Source organism: Pseudomonas sp. CCI1.1, assembly GCF_034348165.1.
GTDB classification, from domain to species: Bacteria; Pseudomonadota; Gammaproteobacteria; order Pseudomonadales; family Pseudomonadaceae; genus Aquipseudomonas; species Aquipseudomonas paracarnis.
In genome coordinates this window covers 1970852-1995981 of record NZ_CP133780.1, presented here as the reverse complement: position 1 = coordinate 1995981, position 25130 = coordinate 1970852, and the positions used below count along the sequence as shown (strand labels likewise).

General features: G+C 61.9%; 23 protein-coding genes. 13 read left to right on the top strand and 10 right to left on the bottom strand.

Going from position 1 to position 25130, the window contains the following annotated elements; translation table 11 throughout:
• The first annotated feature begins 106 nt into the window (after window positions 1–106).
• Window positions 107–1981 carry a SurA N-terminal domain-containing protein gene (locus RHM69_RS08540; protein ID WP_014718987.1) on the top strand — a complete coding sequence of 625 codons (1875 nt, stop codon included), beginning with the start codon at window positions 107–109 and terminating at the stop codon, window positions 1979–1981.
• An 81-nt stretch (window positions 1982–2062) separates the two neighbouring features.
• Here the strand turns inward: RHM69_RS08540 and nhaA are convergent, their stop codons facing one another.
• Entirely contained in the window at window positions 2063–3406 is a 1344-nt protein-coding gene (gene nhaA, locus RHM69_RS08535; RefSeq protein ID WP_106111670.1) for a Na+/H+ antiporter NhaA, read from the bottom strand.
• A 118-nt stretch (window positions 3407–3524) separates the two neighbouring features.
• A complete protein-coding gene (locus RHM69_RS08530) occupies window positions 3525–4706 on the bottom strand; it encodes an MFS transporter (protein WP_014718985.1) in 1182 nt (393 codons plus the stop codon).
• Window positions 4707–4822: 116 nt separating this feature from the next.
• Between RHM69_RS08530 and RHM69_RS08525 the strand changes: the two genes are divergently transcribed.
• Complete coding sequence (locus RHM69_RS08525) at window positions 4823–5722, top strand: LysR family transcriptional regulator (protein ID WP_014718984.1); 900 nt, start codon at window positions 4823–4825, stop codon at window positions 5720–5722.
• Between the two features lie 88 nt (window positions 5723–5810).
• A complete protein-coding gene (locus RHM69_RS08520; protein ID WP_014718983.1) occupies window positions 5811–6602 on the top strand; it encodes a DUF2242 domain-containing protein in 792 nt (263 codons plus the stop codon).
• Between the two features lie 366 nt (window positions 6603–6968).
• On the opposite strand, the gene RHM69_RS08515 is transcribed toward RHM69_RS08520, so the two are convergent.
• Window positions 6969–8003: an AraC family transcriptional regulator gene (locus tag RHM69_RS08515; protein WP_200599273.1), complete on the bottom strand. Its 1035-nt coding sequence runs from the start codon at window positions 8001–8003 to the stop codon at window positions 6969–6971.
• A gap of 4 nt (window positions 8004–8007) precedes the next feature.
• Window positions 8008–9138 carry a carbon-nitrogen hydrolase family protein gene (locus tag RHM69_RS08510; protein WP_019819478.1) on the bottom strand — a complete coding sequence of 377 codons (1131 nt, stop codon included), beginning with the start codon at window positions 9136–9138 and terminating at the stop codon, window positions 8008–8010.
• 211 nt (window positions 9139–9349) lie between these two features.
• Here RHM69_RS08510 and RHM69_RS08505 point away from each other — a divergent pair, with 211 nt between their 5' ends.
• Together RHM69_RS08505 and RHM69_RS08500 are read left to right on the top strand one after the other, a co-directional pair.
• Complete coding sequence (locus RHM69_RS08505; protein ID WP_200599271.1) at window positions 9350–11389, top strand: NADPH-dependent 2,4-dienoyl-CoA reductase; 2040 nt, start codon at window positions 9350–9352, stop codon at window positions 11387–11389.
• A 57-nt stretch (window positions 11390–11446) separates the two neighbouring features.
• Window positions 11447–12337: a 1-aminocyclopropane-1-carboxylate deaminase/D-cysteine desulfhydrase gene (locus tag RHM69_RS08500; protein WP_200599270.1), complete on the top strand. Its 891-nt coding sequence runs from the start codon at window positions 11447–11449 to the stop codon at window positions 12335–12337.
• Between the two features lie 151 nt (window positions 12338–12488).
• Here RHM69_RS08500 and RHM69_RS08495 read toward each other — a convergent pair whose 3' ends face one another.
• From RHM69_RS08495 to RHM69_RS08485, 3 genes are all read right to left on the bottom strand, one after another.
• The gene (locus RHM69_RS08495; RefSeq protein ID WP_137271362.1) at window positions 12489–13043 is read right to left on the bottom strand and encodes a cytochrome b; all 555 of its coding nucleotides are present in this window, start codon (window positions 13041–13043) and stop codon (window positions 12489–12491) included.
• Between the two features lie 114 nt (window positions 13044–13157).
• The gene (gene phnX, locus RHM69_RS08490) at window positions 13158–13985 is read right to left on the bottom strand and encodes a phosphonoacetaldehyde hydrolase (protein WP_200599269.1); all 828 of its coding nucleotides are present in this window, start codon (window positions 13983–13985) and stop codon (window positions 13158–13160) included.
• Between the two features lie 100 nt (window positions 13986–14085).
• Window positions 14086–15210, bottom strand: coding sequence for a 2-aminoethylphosphonate--pyruvate transaminase (locus RHM69_RS08485; protein ID WP_200599268.1), 1125 nt, complete (start codon window positions 15208–15210; stop codon window positions 14086–14088).
• 112 nt (window positions 15211–15322) lie between these two features.
• Here RHM69_RS08485 and RHM69_RS08480 point away from each other — a divergent pair, with 112 nt between their 5' ends.
• A complete protein-coding gene (locus RHM69_RS08480) occupies window positions 15323–16177 on the top strand; it encodes a LysR substrate-binding domain-containing protein (RefSeq protein WP_014718975.1) in 855 nt (284 codons plus the stop codon).
• Here the strand turns inward: RHM69_RS08480 and RHM69_RS08475 are convergent.
• Window positions 16153–17043: a LysR substrate-binding domain-containing protein gene (locus RHM69_RS08475; RefSeq protein ID WP_014718974.1), complete on the bottom strand. Its 891-nt coding sequence runs from the start codon at window positions 17041–17043 to the stop codon at window positions 16153–16155. The genes RHM69_RS08480 and RHM69_RS08475 overlap by 25 nt on opposite strands.
• A gap of 258 nt (window positions 17044–17301) precedes the next feature.
• Between RHM69_RS08475 and RHM69_RS08470 the strand changes: the two genes are divergently transcribed.
• Both RHM69_RS08470 and RHM69_RS08465 read left to right on the top strand, forming a co-directional pair.
• Window positions 17302–18627, top strand: coding sequence for an MFS transporter (locus RHM69_RS08470; protein WP_020302353.1), 1326 nt, complete (start codon window positions 17302–17304; stop codon window positions 18625–18627).
• Between the two features lie 109 nt (window positions 18628–18736).
• Window positions 18737–19441 carry a YebC/PmpR family DNA-binding transcriptional regulator gene (locus tag RHM69_RS08465; RefSeq protein ID WP_003192227.1) on the top strand — a complete coding sequence of 235 codons (705 nt, stop codon included), beginning with the start codon at window positions 18737–18739 and terminating at the stop codon, window positions 19439–19441.
• A 122-nt stretch (window positions 19442–19563) separates the two neighbouring features.
• Here the strand turns inward: RHM69_RS08465 and RHM69_RS08460 are convergent, their stop codons facing one another.
• Together RHM69_RS08460 and zapE are read right to left on the bottom strand one after the other, a co-directional pair.
• Window positions 19564–20862, bottom strand: coding sequence for a protein kinase (locus RHM69_RS08460; protein ID WP_200599267.1), 1299 nt, complete (start codon window positions 20860–20862; stop codon window positions 19564–19566).
• Window positions 20863–20899: 37 nt separating this feature from the next.
• On the bottom strand, window positions 20900–21994 hold the full coding sequence (gene zapE, locus RHM69_RS08455; protein ID WP_200599266.1) for a cell division protein ZapE: 1095 nt from the start codon (window positions 21992–21994) through the stop codon (window positions 20900–20902).
• Between the two features lie 190 nt (window positions 21995–22184).
• Here zapE and RHM69_RS08450 point away from each other — a divergent pair, with 190 nt between their 5' ends.
• Genes RHM69_RS08450 through RHM69_RS08430 form a run of 5 tightly spaced genes read left to right on the top strand, consistent with a single transcriptional unit; the run spans window position 22185 to window position 25082 of the window.
• Window positions 22185–22676, top strand: a complete 492-nt coding sequence (locus RHM69_RS08450) for a spore coat U domain-containing protein (RefSeq protein ID WP_093114405.1) — start codon at window positions 22185–22187, stop codon at window positions 22674–22676.
• Window positions 22670–23215, top strand: a complete 546-nt coding sequence (locus RHM69_RS08445) for a spore coat protein U domain-containing protein (RefSeq protein ID WP_014718969.1) — start codon at window positions 22670–22672, stop codon at window positions 23213–23215. The genes RHM69_RS08450 and RHM69_RS08445 overlap by 7 nt, the downstream gene beginning before the upstream one ends.
• Before the next feature lie 18 nt (window positions 23216–23233).
• On the top strand, window positions 23234–23776 hold the full coding sequence (locus RHM69_RS08440) for a spore coat U domain-containing protein (RefSeq protein ID WP_200599265.1): 543 nt from the start codon (window positions 23234–23236) through the stop codon (window positions 23774–23776).
• A gap of 2 nt (window positions 23777–23778) precedes the next feature.
• Window positions 23779–24267, top strand: a complete 489-nt coding sequence (locus RHM69_RS08435) for a spore coat U domain-containing protein (RefSeq protein ID WP_014718968.1) — start codon at window positions 23779–23781, stop codon at window positions 24265–24267.
• A 26-nt stretch (window positions 24268–24293) separates the two neighbouring features.
• Window positions 24294–25082, top strand: coding sequence for a molecular chaperone (locus RHM69_RS08430; protein WP_014718967.1), 789 nt, complete (start codon window positions 24294–24296; stop codon window positions 25080–25082).
• The last annotated feature ends 48 nt before the right edge of the window (window positions 25083–25130 follow it).

The following is a 25130-nucleotide window of genomic DNA, read 5'->3' as shown; positions in this document are numbered from 1 at the left end:
CCAGTTACGAGAAGGCGCATCCTCGGATGCGCCTTTCTTCTATCCGGACTCTACCCACGCTCCACGGTTGCCTAATTTTTGAAGTTCAACCGTTTCTGGGGGACGCATGCTGCAAAATATCAGGGACAATTCACAAGGCTGGATTGCCAAGACCATTATCGGGATCATCGTCGCTTTGATGGCGTTCACCGGTATCGAAGCCATTTTCCAGGCTTCGGGTAATAACAAGCAGGACGTGGCCAAGGTCAACGGTGAACAAATCACCCAGACCGAGCTGAGCCAGGCTGTCGATATGCAACGGCGCCAGCTGATGCAACAGTTGGGTAAGGATTTCGATGCTTCCCTGCTCGACGAAAAACTGCTGCGCGATGCTGCCCTCAAGGGCCTGATCGATCGCAAGCTGCTGCTGCAAGGCGCTGCCGATTCCAAGTTCGGCTTCTCGGAAGCTGCGCTGGATCAGGTGATCCTGCAGACGCCGGAATTCCAGGTGGACGGCAAGTTCAACGCCGAACGCTTTGACCAAGTGATCCGCCAGCTGGGCTATAGCCGCATGCAATTCCGTCAGATGCTGACCCAGGAAATGCTGATCGGCCAGGTTCGCGCAGGCATCGCCGGCAGCGGGTTTGTGACCGACGCCGAGGTGCTGGCATTTGCCCGTCTGGAAAAACAGACCCGCGATTTCGCCACCGTCAACATCAAGGCTGATCCCGCGGCGGTGAAACTCACCGACGATGAGGTCAAAGCCTACTACGACCAGCACGCCAAAGAGTTCATGACCCCGGACCAAGTGGTCATCGACTATCTGGAATTGAAGAAGTCTTCCTTCTTCGACCAGGTGACTGTCAAGGACGATGAGCTGCAGGCTGCCTACGAGAAGGAAACCGCCAACCTCGCTGAACAGCGTCGTGCCGCGCATATCCTGATTGAAGTCAACGACAAGGTCACCGAGGCGCAAGCCAAGGCCAAGATCGAAGACATCCAGGCGCGCCTGGCCAAGGGTGAGAAGTTCGAAGCTCTGGCCAAGGAGTTCTCCCAGGATCCAGGTTCGGCCAACAATGGCGGCGACCTCGGTTTTGCTGGCCCTGGTGTTTACGACCCGGACTTCGAAACCGCCTTGTACGGCTTGAAGCAAGACCAGGTGTCGGCGCCGGTGCGCACCACCTTCGGTTGGCACCTGATCAAGTTGCTGGGCGTTGAAGCGCCTGAAGTGCCATCGTTCGCCAGCCTGAAAGACAAGCTGACCCGCGAGCTCAAGGCACAGCAGGTTGAACAGCGTTTTGTCGAAGCGACCAAGCAATTGGAAGATGCGGCATTCGAAGCCTCTGACCTGGCTCAGCCGGCGTCTGACCTGAAGCTGACCGTCCATACCTCCGCGCCGTTTGGCCGCGAAGGTGGCGAAGGTGTAGCGGCCAACCGTGCCGTGGTCACTGCCGCATTCAGCCCGGAAGTGCTGGATGAAGGTGCCAACAGCAGCGCCATCGAACTGGACCCGGAAACCATCATCGTGCTGCGTGCCAAGGAGCATCTCAAGCCGGCCCAACTGCCGCTCGAGAAGGTCGAGGCGGCCATTCGCACCCAGATGACCAAGGAGCGCGCAAGCGCTGCTGCCAAAGCCCGTGCCGACGAGTTGATCGCCAGCCTGCGTGATGGCAAGACCGCGCTGGACCAGCCGGTTGACGGTCAGGCTTGGAAGGTGACTGAGGCGGCTACCCGTGGTCAGGAGTCTATCGACCCGGCCGTGCTGCAAGCCTTGTTCCGCATGCCCAAGCCGGCGGCCAAGGACAAGCCTACCTTCACCACCGTGACCCTGCGCGATGGCAGCCTGATGATCGTGCGCTTGAACGGCGTGAACGAAGCGGCGGCCCCTACGGACGAAGAAAAGGCGCAATACCGCCGCTTCCTCGCTTCCCGTATTGGCCAGCAGGACTTCGCGGCCTACCGCAAGCAGCTGGAAACCCAGGCAGACATCAAGAAGTACTGATGCCGGCCTGAATAAAAAGACCCCGACCTGAAAAGGCCGGGGTCTTTTTTTGCCCTTGATAAAGTGAGTGCTGAATGCGCTTTAGGCGTTCTTGGCTGCAAACTTGAGCTTGCCCCACGTCAACCCGATCACCGCCGCCAGGGTTGAAGCCGCCAATACGCTCAGCTTCGCAGCCGACAGCAGGGCCGGGTCGGAAAATGCCAGGGACGAGATAAAGATCGACATGGTGAAACCGATCCCCGCCAACAGCCCTACCAGGCCAACGCCCGTCCAGTTCACACCGTCCGGCAGCTTGCAGATGTTGAGCTTGACCAGCGCCAGGCTCGCCAGCATCACGCCCAGAGGCTTGCCGAGCACCAGGGCGAAGACGACACCCATAAATACGCCATGGGCCAGCGGGTCATCCAGATTGAAACCGTCCAGGCTCACACCGGCGTTGGCCAATGCAAACAGCGGCATTACGCCGAACGCGACCCAGGGGTGCAGCGCCGATTGAACACGCTGCACTGGCGGCAGTATTTCCCGTTGAGCTTCGCGCAATTGTTTGAGGGGCGTGGCGACTTGCTGGGCCCCTTCGGCTGGCTGCGAGAACCGGTCCATCAGCTCGTTGAAGGTGCGTTCGATGGTTTCCAGCGGGCGTTCCCGGGTGGGCTTGGAATTGACGGGGGTCATCAAGCCAAGGATCACCCCGGCGAGTGTTGGGTGCACGCCGGTCTTGAGCAGGCCAAACCACACGATAGCGCCTGGCAGCAGGTAGATCGCCGCCTTGCTGATGCCCATGCGTTGGAACACCAACACCAGGGCCAGCCCGCCGACAGCAATCACCAAGCCCATGTAGTCGAGGCTGGCGGTGAAAAAGATCGCGATGATCAGAATCGCCACGATGTCATCGATGATCGCCAAGGCCAGCAGCAGGATGCGCACGCCACTGGGAATCGATTTGCCCAGCAGCGCGAGCACGCCCACGGCAAAGGCGATGTCGGTCGCGGTGGGGACCGCCCAGCCACTCGCGGCGGGGGTGCCGTGGTTGAGCAGGGTGTAGATGAGGGCGGGCATCAGCACACCGCCCAACGCCGCGCCCAACGGCAGCGTGGCCAGCTTCAGGTTAGCGAGGGCGCCGTCTTTGATTTCCTGGCGGATCTCGGCACCGACTACCAGAAAGAAAATGGTCATCAGCCCGTCATTCACCAGAAAATGCAGGGAGCGCGACACGCTGTAATCGCCCAGCCCGAGGGTGATGGGCGTGTTCCAGAAATGCTCGTAGGTCGCGGCGGCGGGGCTGTTGGCCCACACCAGCGCGACGATGGCGGCGAGCAGCAGCACGATACCGCTGACGGCTTCGATGTGTGAAAAGCGCTCAAGGGCGGACAGCGCGCCCTCAGTCAAACGTTGGGGGCGGGGAATGGCGGGGTGTTTATCAGGCACGACAAATCTCCATTGGCGGCCCGACCAATGCTTGGCTTTTAACCTGCGCCGTGCTTTATGCAACAACGCACCCAGGGGCGATGATAGGAAGGTGAGGAATAAGTTGTAAACAAGCTTGTCATCGCGCGGGCAGCGCTTTACCCCGGATTGCACCCAGCGCCAACACGATCAATCCTAGAACTGCCCATGGAAATGCCACGACGCCCCAACGTTCGAGCAAGAGCCCGCCCACTAATCCACCTCCGGCGATGCCCAGGTTCCATACCGTAACCAACATCGATTGGGCGGTATCGGCCGAGTTGCCAGCCGACTTGGCCAGCGCGGTTTGCAATAGCGCTGGGAGGCCACCGAAGGCGAGCCCCCACAACGCCACGCTGACGTAAATGGCGACTACGCAGTTGAACCATAGTCCGAGCAGCAGGGCCGCAACGGCGAACATCGCGCAACTGATGAGGGTCAGCAGCCTCAGGTGCCGGTCAATCCAGATGCCTACCAGCCAAATGCTCAGCAGGGCCATCAGGCCGAACACCAGCAGCACGCGATCAATCTCGCGGTCGATACCGGCGGGCACCAGCAAAGGGGCGATGTAGGTATAGAGAATGTTATGCGCGAGCACGTAGGTAAAGGTCACCCAGAGCACCGGCCGGATGCCTGGCAACGCCAGTACCTGACGTAAGCCGAGGCGTTTGCTTGGCGGTTCACCGGCAAAATCCGGCAGTTGCCAACGCGCCCAAATCAGCAGTAACAGGGTCAGGCCAGTCATGATGGCAAAACTGGCGCGCCATCCGACAAGCGTGCCCAGCAGGGTGCCGGCGGGCACGCCGAGGGACAAGGCCAGCGGCGCACCCAGCATGGCCACGGCAATCGCCCGGCCCTGCAGATGAGGTGCGACCATACGACTGGCGTAACCCGCCAACAAGGCCCACAGCAAGCCAGCGAACACACCGGCGAAAAATCGTGCAGCCAAGGTCAAGCCATAGTGGCTGGAGAACGCGGTGACGCTGTTAACCAATGCAAAACCGCCGATGGCGATCAACAGTAGCGGCCGCCGGCGCCAACCCCGGGTCAGCAATGTCAGGGGGATAGCAGCAAGCAACGAGCCGAGCGCATAGAGGGTCACCAGTTGCCCGACCAGGGCCTGGGAGACCCCAAGCCCAGCACCGATTTGCGGTAATAAGCCGGCGGGCATCGCCTCGGTCAGGATGGTGATAAAGCCGGCGCAGGCCAACGCCAGCAGACCGGCCAGGGGCAGGCGTTCAGCGTGGGGCGCTGTATCGACCAATAGGGGACTGTCGTTCATGGGCGCTCTCCTTGAAAGGGCAAGGAGCCAGGGTAGGGGGCTGCGAGGCGCGGAAAAACAGGCTAAGGTTCCGAACTTATCGGACGTTGATGTCCGCAATCGGTAAAGGCATCACCATGGACAATCTGGGCAGCCTCTCGGTTTTTGTGCAGGTCGCGCAAACCCTCAGCTTTACCGCTGCGGGCCGCGTACTGGGCGTGTCATCGTCGGCGGTGGGTAAAAGCATTGCGCGGATGGAGGAGCGCCTGGGCGTCAGGTTGTTTCATCGCAGCACCCGCAGTATCACCCTGACCAGCGAGGGCGCGCTGTTCCTGGAGCGTTCGCGGCGCATCCTGGCGGAACTGGAGGCGGCCGAACAGGAGTTGACTGAGGTCACTGCCAGCCCTCGCGGCAAGCTGCGGATCAGTGTGCCCCAAGTGCGCGGCTTGTTGATGCCGGTGATCAGCGATTTTATGCGCGCCTACCCGGACATTGAGTTGGATGTGGATTTTTCCGACCGCATGGTGGACGTGATAGAGGAGGGCTTCGACGCGGTGATTCGCACTGGCAAGCCAGAAGATTCGCGCTTGATGGTGCGCCATCTAGGGCATTACCAGTTGGTTCTCGTCGGTACGCCCGGCTATTTCGACCAGCATGGTACGCCCCATCGGCCACAGGACCTGAATCATCACGCCTGCCTGCGGCACAAATTCTGCGCCACCGGCAAGCTGGAGCCCTGGCCACTGCGTCCTGTCCCGGGGGCTGCGGAACTGAACCTGCGCGCACCGCTGGTCAGCACCACCATCGAGTCCCTCAATCATGTGGTGCAAGAAGGACTGGGCATTGCGTGCCTGCCGGACTACATGGTCAACCAGGCCGTACAACATGGGCGTTTGCGACGGGTGCTGGATGAGCACCTCGAACATCGCGGCAGTTTCTGGTTGCTGTGGCCGGCCAGTCGCCATGCTTCGGCCAAGCTGCGGGCCTTTATCGATCATATGTGCGCCGGGCTTTTTCCTACTGACGCCGCTGTCTGAGCTTGAGATGTTTTACCGACAGGAATCGCGCTTCAATGTCGCGTTCTGTTGCACAATACCGTCCGGACCGTTTTCTTCAGGATTTTCAATGTCGACATCATTTCACTTGCGCAATCTCGGGTTGGCGCTGGTGCTGGCGGGCGCCGCGGGCTGCTCGTCACCCAAGACCGCTATCTATGAACATGAGAATTTCGACGATTCCGGTACGTTTTCCCGCGATTACCCGGTCAGCGATGTGGCGGCCTGTGAAGCTGCGCGCCGTGCCCTGCTGAGCCAGGGCTACATTATCACCAGCAGCGATCCGAAACTGGTGGCCGGCAACAAGAGTTTCCAGCAGACCGGCGAGACCCACCTGCAGATCAGTTTCAATGTGGTGTGCGCTGCTGATGGCAAGGGCAGCAATCACTCGACGATGTTTGCCAATGCCTTGCAGGACCGCTATGCGCTGAAGAAGGTCAACAACTCCGCGAGCCTCGGTGTAGGCGTGCTGGGCTCGGTGTCGATGCCGATTGGCTCCACCGACGACTCGATGGTGAAGGTGGCAAGCGAGACCGTCTCGGCACCGAAGTTCTACGAGCGTTACTTTGCGTTGGTGGACGTGTTCCTGCCGCAGGAAGTAAAGCAGGCCGAGCATATCCCCGAGCAGCCCAAGGCTGACCTGGGCGTGCCTGAACCCAAGGCCGCTCCGGCACCCGAGAAGGTCGAAGCGCCGAAGGAGGTGCCTGTAGCGCCTGCCGCTGCAGAGCCGCTTGCGCCGCCACCTGAGGCTGCACCGATTGCACCGGTGACAGAGCCCGCTCCGGTTGCGCCGGCGCCGACTGATCCTGCCTTGCCGGCCCCGACAGAAGCGATTCCACCGCTTCCGATGCCTGCGCAATAACGCAATGCTCTTTTAATGTGGGAGCGGGCTTGCTCGCGAATACGGCGTAACAGTCGCCAGGTGTGTTGAATGACACACCGCTTTCGCGAGCAAGCCCGCTCCCACATTTTGACCGAGGTTGCGGTTAAGTTAAATCCAGTGATCGCCGCTACGTTTAATCCTGAAGAGCAGGAATGTCACGACGTCGACATTTTTTCGTCATGACGGCACTTTAGGCTGGGTTCGCAGGTCATTAATCTGCAACCGCTTTCAACACGAAAAGGAGTCCACCATGGATGATTACCAGGAAGAGCTGCTGGAGTACCAGGCATTCGAATTGGACCCGCTGGATCCGGTCGACGATGCCACCGAGCTGTAACGCTGACTTCAGGCGGAATGCCGCTGACTGCGGCGAAATTCCCCTGGGGTCTGGTTGTTCCAGCGTCTGAAGGCCCTTTGGAAGGCTTGGGCCGAAGCAAAACCGAGCAAGTAGGCGATCTCGCCGAACGCCAGTTCCGTATCGCGAATGTAGGTCATGGCCAGGTCGCGACGGGTGTCATTGAGGATCGCGCGAAACTGCGTGCCTTCCTCGGCCAGTTTGCGCCGCAATGTCCAGGTTGGCAGCTTCAAGCGTGCCGCCACTTCCTCCAGGTCGGGTTCCCGGCCGCCATTGAGCATCGGCCCGAGCAAACGGGTAATGCGCTCGCGCAGGCTGCGGGTGCGGGTCAATTGCTCTAATTCCCTTTCACACAGCTGTAGCAACAGGTGCCAGGTGCTTGGGCAATGCTGCGGGTTGCGCAGCGCCAGGGTGGGTTGGCTGAGGCGCAGTTGATTGACCTCGGCGCCGAAGTGGACCACGCCCTCTCCCAACACCCTGTAGTGGTCGTGGTAGTCCGGCGCGTCGAATTCGATTTCAATCCGCTGGGCCTGCACCGGCTGTTGCGCCAGGCCAGACAATTGCTGCAGCCAGCCGGCGATGATCGAATCCACCACAAAGCGGTTGTAGGCGTTATAGGGGCTGATGGAATAAAACCGCAGCCACGCGCCTTCAGCGTCTTCATGAAAGCTTGATTGCCCGCGATAGTTGGAGCCGTACAGCGCTTCAAAGCGTGTGAGCGTGCGCGCCGCTTCGCGCACTGTGGGCGCTTGGGCGGCGGTGACGCCGGCAAGACCAGCCTGGCTCAAGCGGCTGAGCTGGCCCATACGCAGGCCCAGGCCGGGGTTGCCGGTCAGTTGGATGGCCGCGTGGCCCAGGCGCATGTAGCGCGGGATCGACAAGCGTGCGCCGGCCTCAGTCAGGCGAGCTGGATCAAGGCCGTATTGCAGCAGCAGGGGCTGTGGGTCCAGGCCGTGGCTGTGGATGGCGTCGGCCAGGGTGTGCACGAAGCCCACCGACAGATCCCCCAGGCGCACCGGCTTCAAGGCGCTACAGCCAGATATTCAGCAAGCGCGCACCACGGGCGTCGCCATCGGCGAAGACTTGCCCATTGCGGCTGAGAAAACTCTGGCCGGCGCTGCCCAGGTCCCAGAATTGCCCGCGCAGAAAGACGCTCATGCCCGCGGTGGCTTCGCTGACAGGTGGCTGGCTGATCAGGGTAAGACGACGCCAGGCCGCGCCCTCACTGGTTTCTTCGGGCTTGAGGCTCACTTCTGAGGGCGTAGATACGCTCTTGAAACCGCGCCACGGACGCTCCCAGGTATCGCGGCCGGTGACAAAAGCGGGTACCGCGATCAATTGCGCGCCTTGCTCGTTGAGCTTGCGGTAGTTGTCCGGGTACCAGCTGTCGCTGCCGACCAGGATGCCCAGGCGCCCGGCGGGGGTGTCGACAACGTTGACGACATGCTCATCGCCCGGCTCGATAAAGCCACGCTCATCGTAGATCGGGTAAAGCTGGCGCTGCGGCTGGCCCAGCGGCAAGCCGTCGGCGGCAAACACCACGCTGACGTTGTACAGCGCGCCGTGGCCGATCTCCAGTTGTCCCTGGATCACGCTTGGGTTGGGCAGGGCGATGGAGCCGGCCACCAGGGTCACGCCAAATTCTTTGGCGAGGCCGCCAAACAACACTTGATAGTCGCGGGCCATGGCCGGGGCTTTCATGCGCAGGTATGCATCGTCCATGCGGTTGTCGCCGGTGGCGCTGATCCAGGCTTTGGCAAATTGCAGCGGGTTGCTGATCGACAGCCAGTTCATGGCGTCCTTGAGGTGAGCGGCCTGGTACAGCTCATTCTTCTCTGCGCCGAGCATCAGCCAGGTGCCGATATGTTCCGGCAGCACCACCACGGTCTTGGCATTGATCAGCCCAAGGTCCCGGGCATTTTGCAGGTAGGCCGACAGCTTCAGGTGCAGGCGTTCCAGGCTTTGGTAATCGGCAGGGAACAGTTCCGGCTGGATGCCCAACAGGTTGCCCCGGTCGGCCGGTTCGCCCTCGTTGACGGCGAGGGTGATGCGCAGGTCGGACAGGTAATGCGCCACGGGGCGCTCCTGGGTCCAGACCAAGTACGCGGCGAGGGAGGCAACCAGGGCCATGATGACGGTGAACGCTAGAAGTTTACGCATGGGGCAACAGACAACAGACCAGGTGCAGGGTTCGCGACTAGGGTAGGGCCCATGGCGTGGCTTGCCAAGGGGCACTGTGCATTTGGATCAATAACTTGTCAGTTTCAGTCATTGAGCCGTCGTCCACCGCCTCTTAGTCTGTGGGACATAAACCGATGGCACGCCGTTCGAGCGCGCCACGTCCCGTGATGATCCGTTGTGGAGCTGTACCATGACCGCTGCTGCCTACCCGCACCTGCTGGCCCCGTTGGACCTGGGTTTTACCACCTTGCGCAACCGTACCCTGATGGGCTCGATGCACACTGGCCTGGAAGAAAAGCCCGGCGGTTTCGAGCGTATGGCCGCTTACTTTGCCGAGCGTGCCCGTGGCGGCGTGGGCCTGATGGTCACCGGCGGTATCGGCCCCAATGACGAGGGCGGCGTGTACGCCGGTGCAGCCAAGCTGACCACCGAAGAAGAGGCGCGCAAGCACAAGATCGTCACCCAGGCCGTGCACGACGCGGGTGGCAAGATCTGCATGCAGATCCTCCACGCCGGGCGTTACGCCTACAGCCCCAAGCAGGTGGCACCGAGCGCTATCCAGGCGCCCATCAACCCGTTCAAGCCCAAGGAATTGGATGAAGAGGGCATCGAAAAGCAGATCCAGGATTTTGTCACCTGCTCGCTGCTGGCCCAGGTCGCCGGGTATGACGGCGTCGAAATCATGGGTTCCGAAGGCTATTTCATTAACCAGTTCCTTGCCGCCCACACCAACCATCGCACCGACCGTTGGGGCGGCAGCTTTGAAAATCGCATGCGCCTGGCGGTGGAAATCGTGCGCCGGGTACGCGAAGCCGTAGGCCCGAACTTCATTATCATCTTCCGCCTGTCGATGCTCGACCTGGTGGAAGGCGGCAGCGTCTGGGAAGAAATCGTGCAGTTGGCCAAAGCCATCGAACAGGCCGGCGCGACGCTCATCAACACCGGTATCGGCTGGCACGAAGCCCGCATCCCGACCATCGCCACCAAGGTACCCCGTGGTGCGTTCAGTAAAGTCACGGCCAAATTGCGCGGTTCGGTACAGATCCCGCTGATCACCACCAACCGCATCAACACTCCGGAAATTGCTGAGCAGATCCTGGCCGAAGGCGACGCCGATATGGTCTCGATGGCGCGGCCGTTTCTCGCCGACCCCGAGTTCGTCAACAAGGCCGCTGCCGGGCGCGCTGATGAGATCAATACCTGCATCGGCTGCAACCAGGCCTGCCTGGACCACACCTTTGGCGGCAAGCTCACCACCTGCCTGGTCAACCCGCGGGCGTGCTACGAAACCGAACTCAATTACCTGCCGGTCAAGCAGATCAAAAAGGTCGCGGTCGTCGGCGCAGGCCCCGCGGGTCTGGCCGCTGCCACCGTGGCCGCCGAGCGCGGGCATCAAGTGACCTTGTTCGACTCGGCCAGCGAGATCGGCGGCCAGTTCAATATCGCCAAGCGCGTGCCGGGCAAGGAAGAGTTCTTCGAGACCCTGCGTTATTTCAAACGCAAATTGCAGACCACCCACGTCGAGCTGTGCCTCAACACCCGTGTGGACGTTGCGCAACTGGTAGCGGGTGGTTATGACGAGGTGATCCTGGCCACCGGCATCGCACCGCGTACCCCGGCGATTCCCGGTGTCGACAACGCCAAGGTCCTGAGTTACCTGGACGTGATCCTTGAGCGCAAGCCGGTGGGCAAGCGCGTGGCGGTGATCGGCGCCGGTGGCATCGGTTTTGACGTGTCTGAATTCCTCGTGCACCAAGGCGTCTCCACCAGCCTGGATCGCGAGGCGTTCTGGAAAGAATGGGGCATCGACACCCAACTGCAAGCCCGTGGCGGCGTGGCCGGGATCAAACCCGAGCGCCATACACCGGCCCGTGAAGTGTTCCTGCTGCAACGCAAGGCTTCCAAGGTGGGCGACGGCCTGGGCAAGACCACGGGCTGGATCCACCGCACCGGCTTGAAGAACAAGCAGGTGCAGATGCTCAACAGCGTTGAGTACCTGAAGATCGACGATGAAGGCTTGCATATCCGCATCGGCGCTGAGGGCGAGCCGCAAGTCCTGGCGGTGGACAATATCGTCATCTGCGCCGGCCAGGACCCGCTGCGCGAATTGCACGACGGCCTGGTCGCAGCCAACCAGAACGTGCACCTGATCGGCGGCGCCGATGTGGCGGCCGAACTGGACGCCAAGCGCGCCATCAACCAGGGCTCGCGCCTGGCGGCCGAGTTGTAAGGCGACAATAGGGGCGGTGTTAGACTACCGCCCCTTTTTTCATGCAGATGCGCCCACATGGGTCCTTTCGACTGGCTGCCCCACGCGCCCCTTGAATCTTTGCAGTTGGATTGGCTGAACGGAGTCGAGCTGGCCGTGCTGCGCCTGGACCGTATCGATCCGCTGATCAGCGGCAACAAGTGGTTCAAGCTCACCGAGCACTTGGCCCAGGCACGACACGCAGGCGCCACGGGAGTGATGAGTCTCGGCGGTCCCTACTCCAACCATCTGCATGCACTGGCGGCGGCGGGCAAGCGCTTTGGTTTTCCCACGGTCGGCCTGCTGCGGGGCCATCCTCAAGACACCCCCACGGTTCTCGACCTCACAGCCTTCGGCATGCAACTGCATTGGCTCGGTTATGGCGGTTATCGGGCGCGGCATGAAGCGGGTTTCTGGTTGCCTTGGCGTGAGCAGTATCCCGACTTTTATCCGATACCCGAAGGCGGCGGTGGGCTGGCCGGTGCGCAGGGCTGTGGCGTGTTGGTCGAGCAGGCGCGGGCGCAGTTGGGCAGCCTCGGTTGGACCGATTACGACGCCTGGTGGCTGGCGGCAGGTACCGGCACGACAGTGGCGGGGCTGGCACTGGCGGAGGCGGGTGCGCATCGGGTGTATGGTGCTCTGGCGGTGCCGGATGATCACGGTGTAGCGCAGAACGTGAGTGCTATCGTGCAGGACGGTTATGCGTTGCTGGACGCCAGTCGCGGTGGCTTTGCCAAGGTCGATCCGCTGTTGTTGGACTTCATCCAGTGCACCGAGCAAGCATGCGGTCTACCGTTGGAACCGCTCTACACCGGCAAGGCGCTGCTGGCATTGAAACAGCAGATCGAGGCCGGACGCTTTGCCCCCGGCACGCGCCTGATCTTCATCCACACCGGCGGCCTGCAAGGCCGCCGAGGCTTCAGCGACTGACGCAAACCCCTTGTGGGAGCGGGCTTGCCTGCGAAGGCGGTAGTGCAGTAGGAGATACTGTGACTGACACACCGCCTTCGCGGGCAAGCCCGCTCCCACAGGGGAGTTGCGCTTAACTGATGGCCTGAGTTCAGTCGATGAATGGGTTGGCTTAAAGCCTCCTCCCACCCGGCATCATGCGCAGCGCCGTGTTATCGCGCACCACATAATGATGAAAGATCCCCGCCAGTGCATGCAGCCCGATCAACCAATAGCCGACCTGGGCGAACAGCACATGCCAGCCTTCAATCTCCTCGGCCAGCGCCTTGTTTTCCGCGATCAGCGGCGGCAATTCCATTCCATAGAACATCACCGAATGCCCTTTGGCACTGACGATCAACCAACCGGCAATCGGCAACCCGATCATCAACGCATACAGCGCCCAGTGCATCAGCTTCGCCAGCAGATTCTGCCATTGCGGCGGTGCCGGCACGATCTTCGGCGCCACCCCCAGGCTGCGTGCGAACAGGCGCAGCCATACCAGCACAAACACGGTAAGGCCGAGCATAAAGTGCATTTCCACAATCAGCGTGCGTGCGCCGCTGCCTTTGAGGAATTGCCCGCGCAGTTCAATGCAGGCGTAGACCACCGCCAGCAGCACCACCATCAACCAGTGCAACGCAATGGACATAGTGCTGTAGCGCGTATCGGAATTTTTCCAGGGCATCGCTGTGTTCCTCACTCATCAGGGCATACCTCCATTCTTTAGCGATGGAGTGCATTAACTGTATGCCTGTTTTGAGCGCTGCGCTTGTTGCCAATGCCCTTGTCTTGACTTCGGTCAGTAGGCCTGCGGCATTTCCCCGCGGGCCAGGCGCTGGTTGATGTCACTAATGACCCGTGGCAGATCGGTGATGGTGTCAATCAGGTAGTGTGGACGTGAAGCTTCGAACATCGCCTCGATGCGCTGGCGCTCGCTGGCCAGTGTGTCGCTGTCCAGGGCGCGGAATTGCTCGTAGGTGAGGCCCAGCGCGTTGCCCGAGCAGGTCAGGGCCACGGTCCACATGCCGGCACGTCGGCCTTCGAGAATGCCCGGCACGGTGTCGTCGACCTTCACGCAGGCGGCCACATCATCAATACCCAGGGCGATCACGTTGGCCAGTGCCTGGGCCGGCCAAGGGCGACCGTTGGGGACTTCGTCGGTAGCCACGACGTGGTCGGCGACGTAGCCGTTGGTGGCAGCCAGGGCCACGACCTTGTCCATCACCTGCTTGGGGTAGCCAGAGCAGGAGCCGATCTTGATGCCTTGGCCGCGCAGGGCGGCGATGGTGTCGAGGGCGCCGGGGATCAGGGCCGAGTGTTCAGCGATCTTCTCGATCTGCAGCGGCATGAAGCGCTGGTAGATGGCGGTCACGTCGTCGTCGGTCGGCGAGCGGCCGAACGCCTTGCGGTAGCGTTCGGCAACCTGCGGCTGGTCGCAGAGGGTACGGATATGGTCCCACTTGCCCATGCCCATCGGGCCACGGGCTTCCTCGATAGACACCTGCACGTCGAACTCGGCGAAGGCCTCGACAAAAATCTGCGTGGGGGCGAAGGAGCCGAAATCGACTACGGTGCCGGCCCAGTCGAGGATAACGGCCTGGAGGGTGTTGGGGTTTTGATAGTTCATGGTTCAGATCCTGTGGGTAATGACATTCATCTATGTAGGAGCGAGCTTGCTCGCAAAAAACATCCAGGCACCGCGTTGACTCAGGATGCCCGCGTTATCGTTAACGCTCTTCGCGAGCAAGCTCGCTCCTACACATTTCTTGCAGCACATCGCCGATTGCCTTGACCGCTGCGCGCATGCCGGCTGCGTCGACATGGCCGATGCAGCCCACGCGGAAGGTTTCCACCTGGGTCAATTTGCCGGGGTACAGGATGAACCCCTTGGCCTTGACCCGTTCGTAGAAGTCTTTGAACCGGTAGCGCGGGTGGTCGGGAGCGTGGAAGGTGGCGATGATCGGTGCTTGGATCGCCGCTGGCAGAAAACTGCGCAGGCCCAGTTCGGCCATGCCGTCCAGCAATGCCTGGCAGTTATTCGCATAGCGCTGGTGACGCGCGGGCAGGCCGCCTTCTTCTGCGTATTGCAGCAGCGCCTCATGCAGGGCGGCAACCACGTGGGTGGGCGGGGTGAAGCGCCATTGTCCGGTCTTGGCCATATAGGTGTGCTGGTCGAACAGGTCCATCGCCAGGGAATGGCAGTTGCCCTGGGCCGCAGCCAGCGCCGCTTTTTCGGCAAAGACAAAGCCCATCCCCGGCACGCCTTCCAGGCATTTGCCCGAGGCGGCAATCAGCGCGTCGAAGGGGATTTCACGGGCATCAATCGGTAGCGCGCCGAAGGAACTCATGGCGTCGATGATCAGGCGCTTGCCGTGGCGTTTGACCACCTCGGCGATCTGCGGCAACGGATTGAGAATGCCGGTGCTGGTTTCGCAATGGATCAGCGCGACGTGGGTGATGGCGCTGTCGGAGCTCAACAGGCGATCCACATCGGCGGCAGTGGTGGGCTCGTCTTCGGCGGTTTCAAAGGTGCTGAATTCGCGGCCAAGCACCTCGCAGATTTTCGCCAGGCGCTTGCCGTAGGCGCCGTTGATCAACACCAGCACCTTGCCATTGCGGGGAACCAAGGTGCCGATCGCCGCTTCGACGGCGAAGGTGCCGCTGCCTTGCAGCGGCACGCAGTGGTGGCTGTCCGCACCGTTGAGGATCGCCAGCAGCTGCGTGCACACACTGGCTGTGAGCTGGTTGAAGCGGTCGTCCCACGACCCCCAATCCACCATCATCGCCTGGCGGGTGCGGGTCGAGGTGGTCAGGGGGCCGGGGGTCAACAGGATCGGCGCGGCAGTGGGCATGTCAAATCCTCGCAAGGTGTTGGGGTTCAAGCTACGGCGCCTAAATTGCAGTTTGGCTTGTCATCAATCAAATTGTTTGTTGTTATGCGAGCTATCAGTGAGGCCGATAACGATGAACCTTTTTCAACTGCGTGCATTCGATGCCGTGGCCCGCGAGGGCAGTTTTACCCGTGCGGCGGCTCGGCTGTTTATCAGCCAGCCGGCGGTGACCGGGCATATCAAGGCGCTTGAGGAGCACTACCAGATCCCGCTGTTGCGCCGCACCGCCCGCCGGGTGGAGTTGACCGAGGAGGGCGCACGCCTGGCGGCCATCACGCGGGCGATCTTCGGTTTGGTCGACGAGGCGCAAACCATGCTGGAGGCCAACCGCCAGTTGCTCACCGGGCGCCTGGAAGTGGCGGCGGACGGCCCGCATTTGGTCATGCCGATGATCGCCAGCCTGCGCGCGCGCTACCCTGGCATTACCGTGAACCTGCGTTTGGGCAATGCTCAGGAAACCCTGGCGGCGCTGCTGTCCGAACATGCCGATGTGGCGGTGCTCACCGAGGTGGAGCCGCGCAATGGCCTGCACTTGCAACCCCTGGACGAGTCACGGATTTGCGCCTTGGTGCCGGCTGCGCATCCATGGGCCAGGCAGGCCAGCGGTATTGAACTGGCGCAGCTGCATGAGGTGATCATGGTGCTGCGCGAGCCCAGTTCTATCACCCGGCGCACCTTTGATGACGCGTGCCTTGCGGCGAATGTGCAACCCAAAGTGCTGCTGGAACTGGACAGTCGTGAAGCCGTGACCGAAGCGGTGGCGGCAGAGTTAGGGGTGGGCGTGGTGTCGTCGATGGAGGTCAGCCCGGACCCGCGTGTACAGGCGGTACCGATCCTGGGCGATGGCCTGCTGAACCGGCACATGCTCGGCTGCATGGAGCGGCGCCGCTCGCTGCGCTTGATTCAGGCGTTTTTCGAGTTGGCGTGAAGGCTCTCACGCACGATCTCCAGGAAGGTCGCGACCACGCGGCGTGAACTCTGCTCTTTCAGGCACACCAGGGTTTCTTTCATGCGTTGTGTGCAATCGCGGATCGGCATGGCGTATACCCGCGCGTCGGCGCCGAACTCTGCCGCCGACACCACGCCCACGCCAATTCCCACCACCACGGCTTCCCGGGCGGCTTCGCGGCCTTCCACCTGGATGGCCGGGCGAATGCGCAGGCCGGCCTGGCGCATTTCCTGCTCCAGGGTTTGACGGGTGACTGAGCCGGTTTCCCGCAGCACCAGCGGAGTGTTATCGAGGTCGGCCAGGCAAATCGATTCGCGCCCGGCCCAGGCATGGTCACGTGCGACAAAAGCCAGAAGTTGATCGTCGGGCAGCGGCAGTGACAACAGGCGCGGATCATCGACATCGCGCCCCAACAGCGCCAGGTCGGCCTGGTAGTTGTAAAGGCGCGACAGCGACTCATCGGTGTTGCCGGTTTCGATTTTCACGCTGATCCCAGGGTAGCGCTGGCAGAAGCGCGCAATCTGCGGCAGTACGTGCACGGGTGCATCCACCGCCAGGGTAAGGGTGCCGGTGAGCAGGGCGCGCGAATCCTGCAGCAATTCTTCGGCTTCGGCTTCGATCACAAACAGGCGCTGGGTGATGCCCAGCAGGCGCTCACCCAGATCGGTCAGGCGCACCGAGCGCTTGTTGCGGTGGAACAGCAACACGCCGAAGCGCTCTTCCAGTTTGCGCACCTGGTCGGAAATCGCAGGCTGGGTCAGGAACAGGCGTTCGGCCGCCCCGGTAAAACTGCCGTGAATGGCCACCGCATGGAAGGCTTTGAGCTGGGCATGGGAAACCGACATGGCGCGTCCTCTTACAAGCTGGGCTTATATTTGAAATACGATAAATCGATTTTACCTATGAGTCAGCCATTGCTTTCATGCGCCTCAGTCGCCGTAGGTTGAGTCCTACAACCACGGCTGCCATGGGGGCAGGCACACCGCACCCATCTGACCAATACCGCGCGCTCCAAGGCCCGGCATTGCAGTGCTCAACCATAAAAACAACAGGCGTTTTCTTTCGATTCTGCCGGCACACTCACACCTGAGGTCAGAACCACCATGAATATCCCTATGGGTAGCATCAAGCGTTGGCGCGTGCAGATTTTTGCCATCACCTGGCTGGCGTATGCCGCGTTCTATTTCACCCGCAAAGCGTTTTCAGTGGCGAAGCTGGGGATCGGCGACGACCCGAGTTTCCCCCTCGACAAAATGATGATGGCCAACCTGGATGGGCTCTACCTCGCCGCGTATGCCGTAGGCCAGTTCACTTGGGGCATGCTTGCCGACCGCTTTGGACCACGGGTGGTGGTGCTCGGTGGCTTGCTGATTTCCGCAGGCGCAGCGCTGGTGATGGGCACCTTTGCCACCTTGCCGATCTTTGTTACCTGCATGTTGGTACAGGGCTTGGCCCAGTCCACTGGCTGGTCGGGGCTGTGCAAGAACCTCGGCAGTTTCTTCCCGGCCCAGCAGCGGGGGCGGGTGCTGGGGTTATGGAGTTCGTGTTACGCGTTCGGCGGATTGGTCGCGTCACCGTTTGCCGGTTGGTGGGCCTATACGCTGATCGGTAGTTGGCATGCGGCGTTTATTTCCAGTGCCGCAGTGGTAGCGGTGGTGGCCGTGCTGTTCTTTATGTTCCAGCGCAATACCCCGCAGGATGTGGGCTTGCCGGCAGTCGAGCCTGAGCCGGTGCTGAGCGCCGAGCAGTTGGCCGCCCAGCAGCGCGTCAGCGTACTCGAACCCCTGCGCGCGATCCTGCGTAACCGCACAGTGTTGACCCTGGGGCTGGCGTACTTCCTGCTCAAGCCGGCGCGCTACGCGATTCTGTTGTGGGGGCCGGTGATCGTCTACGAGCAGATGCCGTCGGTGGGCAAGGTCGGCGCCGCCATCGTGCCCACCGCGTTTGAGTTGGCTGGTTTACTGGGGCCAGTGTTGATCGGCCTGGCCTCCGACAAACTGTTCGGCGCCCGGCGCATGCCCGCCTGTGTGCTGAGCCTGTTGGCGCTGACGGTTGCCCTGGCGCTTTTCATGGGCGCGCTGCACACCGGCAGTGTGGTGCTGGTGATGACGTTGCTGTTTGTCATGGGGCTGACGCTGTATGGGCCCGACTCAATGATCAGCAGCACGGCGGCCATCGACTTCGGCACCGCCAAGGCCGGCGCTACCGCCGCGGGTTTTGTGAACGGCTGCGGTTCGGTGGGGGCGATTCTGGGTGGTTTGCTGCCAGGCTATTTCGATACCGTGACGGTATTTATCGTGTTTGCCGGTGCGGCGCTGTTTTCTTCGTTGGTGCTGATGCCCTACTGGAATGCCAGGCCCGCCGTACTGGCCCAGGCGGGGGATTTTGTGCCGGACCGCAATGCGGTGATCAAACCCTTGCGCACCTGAGTACCCTGGCCGGTTTTTTGGTGGAACGAAGCGTTCTCGCGCTATAAACTCTGCCCCCAAAGCGCCGGCCAGTAGACGTTTCGGCGCGATGGAAATAAGAGAGTGAGTCATGGGCGCACAGTGGAAAGTCAAACATAAAGAAGCGGCAGCCAATGCCAAGGGCAAGATTTTCGGCAAGCTGGTGAAAGAAATCACCATCGCCGCCCGCAACGGCGCCGATACCGCGACCAACGCGCACCTGCGCCTGGTGGTGGAACAGGCCAAAAAAGCCTCGATGCCCAAGGAAACCCTGGACCGCGCAATCAAAAAGGGCGCCGGTCTGCTCGGTGAGACCGTGCAATACCACCGCGTGACCTACGAAGGTTTCGCGCCGCACCAGGTGCCTTTGATCGTCGAGTGCGTGACCGACAACATCAACCGCACCGTGGCGGAAATCCGCGTGGCCTTCCGCAAAGGCCAACTGGGCGCTTCCGGTTCGGTGGCCTGGGATTTCAACCATGTGGGCCTGATCGAAGCATCGCCGGACACGCCGGACGCTGATCCGGAAATGGCCGCTATCGAAGCGGGCGCCCAGGACTTTGAAGAGGGTGAAGAAGGCGCCACCTTGTTCATCACCGAAACCACCGACCTGGATGCTGTGCAGAAGGCCTTGCCGGAGCAGGGCTTCACCGTGCTGTCGGCCAAGCTGGGTTATATCTCCAAGAACCCGGTCAGCGGTTTGACCGATGAGCAGATGGCAGAAGTCGAGGCGTTCCTGGAAGGCCTGGACAACCATGATGATGTGCAGGATATGTTTGTCGGCCTGGCGGGCTGATGTTTATCTGAGTACACGCGGTCAACCTATGGGAGCGGGCTTGCTCGCGAATGCGGTGTGACAGTCAACAGATGTATTGGCTGTTCCACCGCATTCGCGAGCAAGCCCGCTCCCACATTGGTTTAGTGGTGTTGCATAGATTCGAGCAAGACCTCAATTTCTTCAAAGCTCGGCCGCGCCAGCACATCCGGCTGGCAGCAGCGTTGTTGCAGTGCCTGCAAGCCTTCGTCACTGGCCTCAACCCGCGCCAACAATTCCCCCAGCAACACTCCGAACGCGCGCACTTCAATACGCTGCAGCGCACGGGTTTCCAACGTGTCCGCCGTGGCATGGAAGGAGGCCGCGCCAAAGTCTCCCAGCAAGCAATCACCTTCTGCGTTCCACAAAATATTGTGACCATACAGGTCACCATGGGTAATGCCGTGCCGATGCAGGTGCGCCGCCACCGAAGCAATGCCCCGCGCCATGCGCAGTGCCACGTCCAGGCTGAAACGGGTGGTGGGTGCGTAGACATCCCGCGTGCACGACGCCAGGCTCGGCAGGGCTGCGAGGTTGCGGTAACTGGGGTCGATCAGCTCCATCACCAGGGCGGCCTGGTTATCGGGATGGCCGACGACGCGCCCTTCAACCTTGATCAGGTTGGGATGCAGGCCGGCAGCGATGCAGGCTTGCATTTCATGCAGCGGTGAACCGTCGCTGGTGATGGTGCCCTTGTACAGCTTGACCGCGACCGGCAACGCCCGGGGTTTCCACAGCGCCTTGCGAATAATCCCCGAAGCGCCTTCGCCAAGGACTTCGCCCATGTCCAGTTCCTGCCAGGCGATGTTCGGCGTCGCCTCATCACTGCTCACCTGCACGGCCATTTCCACCGGGTTGCCGGCGTAGGCCAGCCAGGTCAGGCTCGGCAGGGTCAGCAGCCACTGCGGTAGTTGGGTGAGGCGGTTGGAGGCGATACGGATCAACTCCAGGTTTTGGCACTGGGCCAGGCTTGGCGGCAGGTCGGTCAACTGGTTACCGGCCAACATCAACTTTTGCAGTAACGGGCGCTGACCCAGTTCATCGGGCAATTGGCGGATGCAGTTGTCGGTGAGGATTAGCCAGCGCAATTGTGGCGGCAGGGCAGCGGCGGCTACCTGGCTGATCTGGTTGGCCTTGAAGCCGATCATGCTCAGCTTGGCGCACTGGCCCAGGCATTGCGGCAGTTCGGTAAAGGCGTTGTCCGAACAGAACAGCACGCGCAGGTTCGTCAGGCGGTGCAGGTCGTCGGGCAAGCTGCTCAGGGCGTTGCCGGTGAGGTTGAGGATTTCCAGCGAGTCGGCCAGTTCGAAGATTTCCCGGGGAAACTCGGTCAGCCCGCAGGCCAGGTCCAGGCGCGTAACGCCAGCCAATTGGCCAGCCTTGAGTTGGGCGAGGGTATTCATGCAGGGCGCGGTGCTCGGAAGAGGGCGTAAAAGGCGCTCATGATAGCGGCTCGGACGCGGTTTGCGGGCACAGCGTCTGCAATTGGCGCAGGCGACTGGCGGTGCGGGCGAGGTCGATGGCTTGGCCTTCCAGGCATTTATCCAAGGGCTGATGGCCGATCAGCGTCACTTGCTTGTCCTGGTCGTAGAGCACGTCTACCAGGTTGATAAAGCGCTGTTGCACGGCGATGGGGCATTCGGCCAACTGCGGCAGGCCGTCGATGATCCAGTGGTCGAAGTCCTGGCACAACAACAGGTAATCCATGACCGCCGTGAGTTGTTCGCACAGGTCATTGAAGGTGAACGCGATGGTGCGTGCCTGATGGCCTCGGCACGTTAACTGCCGAGTGCCGACCTTCAGGGTTTGCGCCGGGCAATCTGTGGCAGGCAGGCCCAGGCTTTCACGCTGGCCAGCGGTACCTGGCCAGACGTACTGGCCGCCCGTGAAGCGCTGTTGCGCGTGGGCCTGGGCCAGGCTGCGAAAGTCCTGAGGCGCACTGACTTCCAGCACCTCCATGCGCGCGGCGATCAGCTCGATCACCGGTTTGAAACGCTCGTGATACAGCGGATTGGGCAGCAAGCCTTCGGGTGGGTAGTTGGAGGTCACCAACACCAGCACACCGCGCTGGAACAGGGCCTTGAATAAACGGCTGATGAGCATCGCATCGCCGATGTCGTGCACATGGAATTCGTCGAAACACAGCACTCGGCAGCCGGCCAGCAGCTCGTCCAGCGTGACGCCCAGAGCATCATCATGTCCGCGGTGCAGGAACATGCCTTGGTGCAGCCGGGCGAAGAAAGTGTGGAAATGCACACGTTGCTTCTCGGCGATGGGCAGTGCCTGGAAAAATCCATCCAGCAGCCAGCTTTTGCCACGCCCCACCGGGCCATGCAGGTACAGGCTGCGCGTGGCCTGGCCGTTGAGCAGGTGTTGAGCTTCGCGATTCAGGGCGGTAATCGCCCGGATTTGCCCATCACTGAGGGTATAGCCCTGTTGTTCGGCCTTTTTTTTAAAATACGCCGGGATAGGCGAGGCGTCCGAGGCGTCGGTTTTTTTACCCAGCAGGCGCTGGAGCAGGGCAAGCACGGCCAAGAATAAACACTCTGTATTACGGTGGTCGCTCACTGTAGGACGCCCGATGCCATTTGACCAATAGTGAAGGGCCCCAAGCCTTGCAAACTGGCACTTTCGCGTTAACTGGCTAACCTCATACACAGTTGTCACCCCTGTATAAGGAATTGGGGCTGTGAAGGGACCGGCGGTATTGGCTGTCATGGGCACGATGCTCTGCAACACGGTGTTTGCTGCGCAACTCCAGGTGCAGGTGCGCATCGACGTGCAGCGGGGTTGCCAGTTGGTGGGCACCACCCGCAATGCGGGCATCGAGCAACTTGGCGTATTGGATTTCGGCAGCGGCCCGCGTCTGGATGACCCGGCCGGCCCCCTGAGTGCGGCCCTGATCAGCCAGCGCCAGCCGCGCCTGGAATGTAACCCCGACACGCCTTACCAAATGCGCGTTGACGGCGGCCTGCATGGCGGCGCCGGCGAAGTGCGTTATCTCGCCAATCCGGCGCCCTCCAGCCGGCCCATTCCCTATCGAATCTATGCTGACGCCGCGCGGCTGATCCCCTTGCCGGTGGACGTGCCGATCAGTGGCCGCGTGCCGGACACTGGCTCTGTCGACCTGCCGCTGTATGGGCGCATCGAACCGCTCAAGGACATCCCCGCCGTCGGCCGTTATTCCGACCTGCTCAAGGTCACGGTCACATGGTAAGCCGCTACCTGGCCGTGACGGCCCTGGGTGGCCTGCTGTTGCTGGCGGATGACGCGCAGGCGGCGGTGGTCAACGGCCAGGTCCATGCGCGGTTGGTAATCACCGCCAGTTGCGAAGTGAGCAAGGGCGTGGAAACCGCGCCGGTCACACCCGAAGGCGGCACCGCGCTGTTGGACTTTGGCAGCCAGGGGCCGACGTGGAACGAGACCTTGGACGCGGCGATCTCCGATGGCGACAAGGCGCCGCTGTCGGTGTCCTGCAATCCTTCGGTGGTCAGCAGTTTCACGGTGACCATCGACGGGGGTGCTAACGGCGACGGGACCACGCGGCGCCTGAGCAATGGCCGCCAGACCATTCCCTATCGACTGTCGGCTGACCCCCAGGGGCGCAGTGCCTACAGGATCGGCCAGCAACGCAATTTCGTCGTGACCCAGGGCACCCAGGTACCGATCCCGGTATTCGGTTCCGTGGTGGCGAATACCAGGGCCCTACCGGCCGGCCTCTACACAGACACCCTGACGGTGACTCTGGATTGGTAAACCATGAGGATGGATATCATGCATGTACTTGTATCGCGAATCGGCCTCTGTGCCCTGGGCCTGGGGCTGGCGTCCAGCCTGAACGCGGCGACCACGGTGACCGGGCAGATCAGTTCCAGCCTGACCTTGATCGCCAGTTGCCAGGTCAACGGCTCCGGGGCGGCCACCGGGTTGAATTTCGGTAGCTTGAACTTCGGCACCACCAACAGCCTGTTTACCAATGCCGACGCCCAGCTGCTCGGCGGCACCGGTACCGGCGGGGCGTTGTCGATCCTGTGTTCGGCTGGCACCGCGCCAACGATCAAGGTGCGTGCCGGCGCCCACGACGGTGCTTCCGCCGGTGGCACCCGTGCGCTGGCCGATGGCGTGGGTAACTTCGTGCCCTACGATTTCTACACTGACAGCGGGCGTTCAGCGCTGTTGGCGATTGACGGCGTGGTGACCCTCGCCACCAGTACCGGCGTGGCGCAGACCGTCAACCTTTACGGCCGGGCGGTGGGCAAGGCGGGACTGCCGGCGGGCACCTACACCGACACCGTGGCCGTGGAACTGACGTTCTAACGATGTGGCCCAGGGTGTTGCTCGCCATCGGCCTGGCGATACCGTTGCCGCTGTCGGCGGTGGTCAACCAGAGCTTCCAGGTGAGTGCGACCATCACGCCGGGCTGTCTGATCGTGGGCGGCGGCGCCAACTACGGCACCTTGGCCTACGGCAGCTATTCGGCCCTGGCCACCAGCACGGTCACAGCGGCTCTCACTGGCGGCGTAACCCTGCAATGCACACCGGGCGTGGCCCTGAGCATGAGCGTGGATGGCGGCCTGTACAGCAGCACCGGGCGCAATTTGCAGCTCAACAGTGGCAGCGCGCGGGTGGCTTACCAATTGTTTCGCGATGCGGCGTTCAGCCAGAGCCTGGGGATCAACCAGAGCGTCAGCGTGACCTACAGCGATGCGAGCAACATCAGCCTGCCGATTTACGGGCGGGTGGTTTTACCGGGCAATCAGCCTGGGGGGACGTACAGCGACACGCTGCAGGTGCAGCTGACGTGGTAGGGCTAACGGTTTTAAGGAGGGGTGTCATGGGTTGTGCTTTGCGACGGTTATGGACCGCGGGTTTCGCCTTGGGGGCGTTGTGCTCGGCAGGGTTTGTACAGGCGGCCAGTTCGGTGCTGATCTGGCCCATCGACCCGGTGCTGGAGGCTGACCAACAGGCCAGCGCGCTGTGGCTGGAGAACCGTGGCACCGAGACCGCCAACCTGCAGATCCGCGTGTTTGCCTGGAGCCAGAATGGCTTTGACGAGCAGTACCAGAACCAGCGCGATGTGATCGGCAGCCCGCCGGTGGCCAAGATCGAGCCGGGCCAGAAGCAACTGGTGCGCCTGACCCGCACCCGGGAAGTGCCGCCGGGGCAGGAGTTGGCCTATCGCATCATCATTGATGAAATCCCCTCGGCGTTGCAGGTGCCGGCGCCGCCGGAGGGCAAGAACACGGCGGCGGCGATTCGCTTTCAGATGCGTTATTCGGTGCCGCTGTTTGCCTACGGCGCCGGCTTGTGGAGCAAAGATGACGCTACCCGGCAGCGCGATCCCAAGGGCGCTGGCAAGCCGCAGTTAAGCTGGCAAAAGGTCAACGTGGCAGGGCGCAACTACATCGAGGTGCGCAACCAGGGCGCCGTGCATGCGCGGCTTACCGATGCGTCATTCAAACAGGGCGGGCAGACCCGGCCGTTGGTGGACGGTTTGCTCGGCTATGTGCTGCCGGGCGCGAGCATGCGTTGGCCGGTGCCGGACGCCGTATCGGCCGACCAGCCGTTGCAGGTCAGGGTCAACGGCGCGCCGCAACTGGAGAGCCTGGCGCCCAAGCGCTAACCGTTATGTAGCGCAACGGGCACACGCCCGGGTTTTCACAGGATGGAG

Bases quoted from the DNA above. Each gene is read 5' to 3' on its own strand.
- RHM69_RS08540 (WP_014718987.1), top strand. From the start codon at position 107: ATGCTGCAAAATATCAGGGACAATTCACAAGGCTGGATTGCCAAGACC.
- RHM69_RS08530 (WP_014718985.1), bottom strand. From the start codon at position 4,706: ATGAACGACAGTCCCCTATTGGTCGATACAGCGCCCCACGCTGAACGC.
- RHM69_RS08525 (WP_014718984.1), top strand. From the start codon at position 4,823: ATGGACAATCTGGGCAGCCTCTCGGTTTTTGTGCAGGTCGCGCAAACC.
- RHM69_RS08520 (WP_014718983.1), top strand. From the start codon at position 5,811: ATGTCGACATCATTTCACTTGCGCAATCTCGGGTTGGCGCTGGTGCTG.
- RHM69_RS08510 (WP_019819478.1), bottom strand. From the start codon at position 9,138: ATGCGTAAACTTCTAGCGTTCACCGTCATCATGGCCCTGGTTGCCTCC.
- RHM69_RS08505 (WP_200599271.1), top strand. From the start codon at position 9,350: ATGACCGCTGCTGCCTACCCGCACCTGCTGGCCCCGTTGGACCTGGGT.
- RHM69_RS08500 (WP_200599270.1), top strand. From the start codon at position 11,447: ATGGGTCCTTTCGACTGGCTGCCCCACGCGCCCCTTGAATCTTTGCAG.
- RHM69_RS08495 (WP_137271362.1), bottom strand. From the start codon at position 13,043: ATGCCCTGGAAAAATTCCGATACGCGCTACAGCACTATGTCCATTGCG.
- phnX (WP_200599269.1), bottom strand. From the start codon at position 13,985: ATGAACTATCAAAACCCCAACACCCTCCAGGCCGTTATCCTCGACTGG.
- RHM69_RS08485 (WP_200599268.1), bottom strand. From the start codon at position 15,210: ATGCCCACTGCCGCGCCGATCCTGTTGACCCCCGGCCCCCTGACCACC.
- RHM69_RS08480 (WP_014718975.1), top strand. From the start codon at position 15,323: ATGAACCTTTTTCAACTGCGTGCATTCGATGCCGTGGCCCGCGAGGGC.
- RHM69_RS08475 (WP_014718974.1), bottom strand. From the start codon at position 17,043: ATGTCGGTTTCCCATGCCCAGCTCAAAGCCTTCCATGCGGTGGCCATT.
- RHM69_RS08470 (WP_020302353.1), top strand. From the start codon at position 17,302: ATGAATATCCCTATGGGTAGCATCAAGCGTTGGCGCGTGCAGATTTTT.
- RHM69_RS08465 (WP_003192227.1), top strand. From the start codon at position 18,737: ATGGGCGCACAGTGGAAAGTCAAACATAAAGAAGCGGCAGCCAATGCC.
- RHM69_RS08460 (WP_200599267.1), bottom strand. From the start codon at position 20,862: ATGAATACCCTCGCCCAACTCAAGGCTGGCCAATTGGCTGGCGTTACG.
- RHM69_RS08450 (WP_093114405.1), top strand. From the start codon at position 22,185: ATGCTCTGCAACACGGTGTTTGCTGCGCAACTCCAGGTGCAGGTGCGC.
- RHM69_RS08445 (WP_014718969.1), top strand. From the start codon at position 22,670: ATGGTAAGCCGCTACCTGGCCGTGACGGCCCTGGGTGGCCTGCTGTTG.
- RHM69_RS08440 (WP_200599265.1), top strand. From the start codon at position 23,234: ATGCATGTACTTGTATCGCGAATCGGCCTCTGTGCCCTGGGCCTGGGG.
- RHM69_RS08435 (WP_014718968.1), top strand. From the start codon at position 23,779: ATGTGGCCCAGGGTGTTGCTCGCCATCGGCCTGGCGATACCGTTGCCG.
- RHM69_RS08430 (WP_014718967.1), top strand. From the start codon at position 24,294: ATGGGTTGTGCTTTGCGACGGTTATGGACCGCGGGTTTCGCCTTGGGG.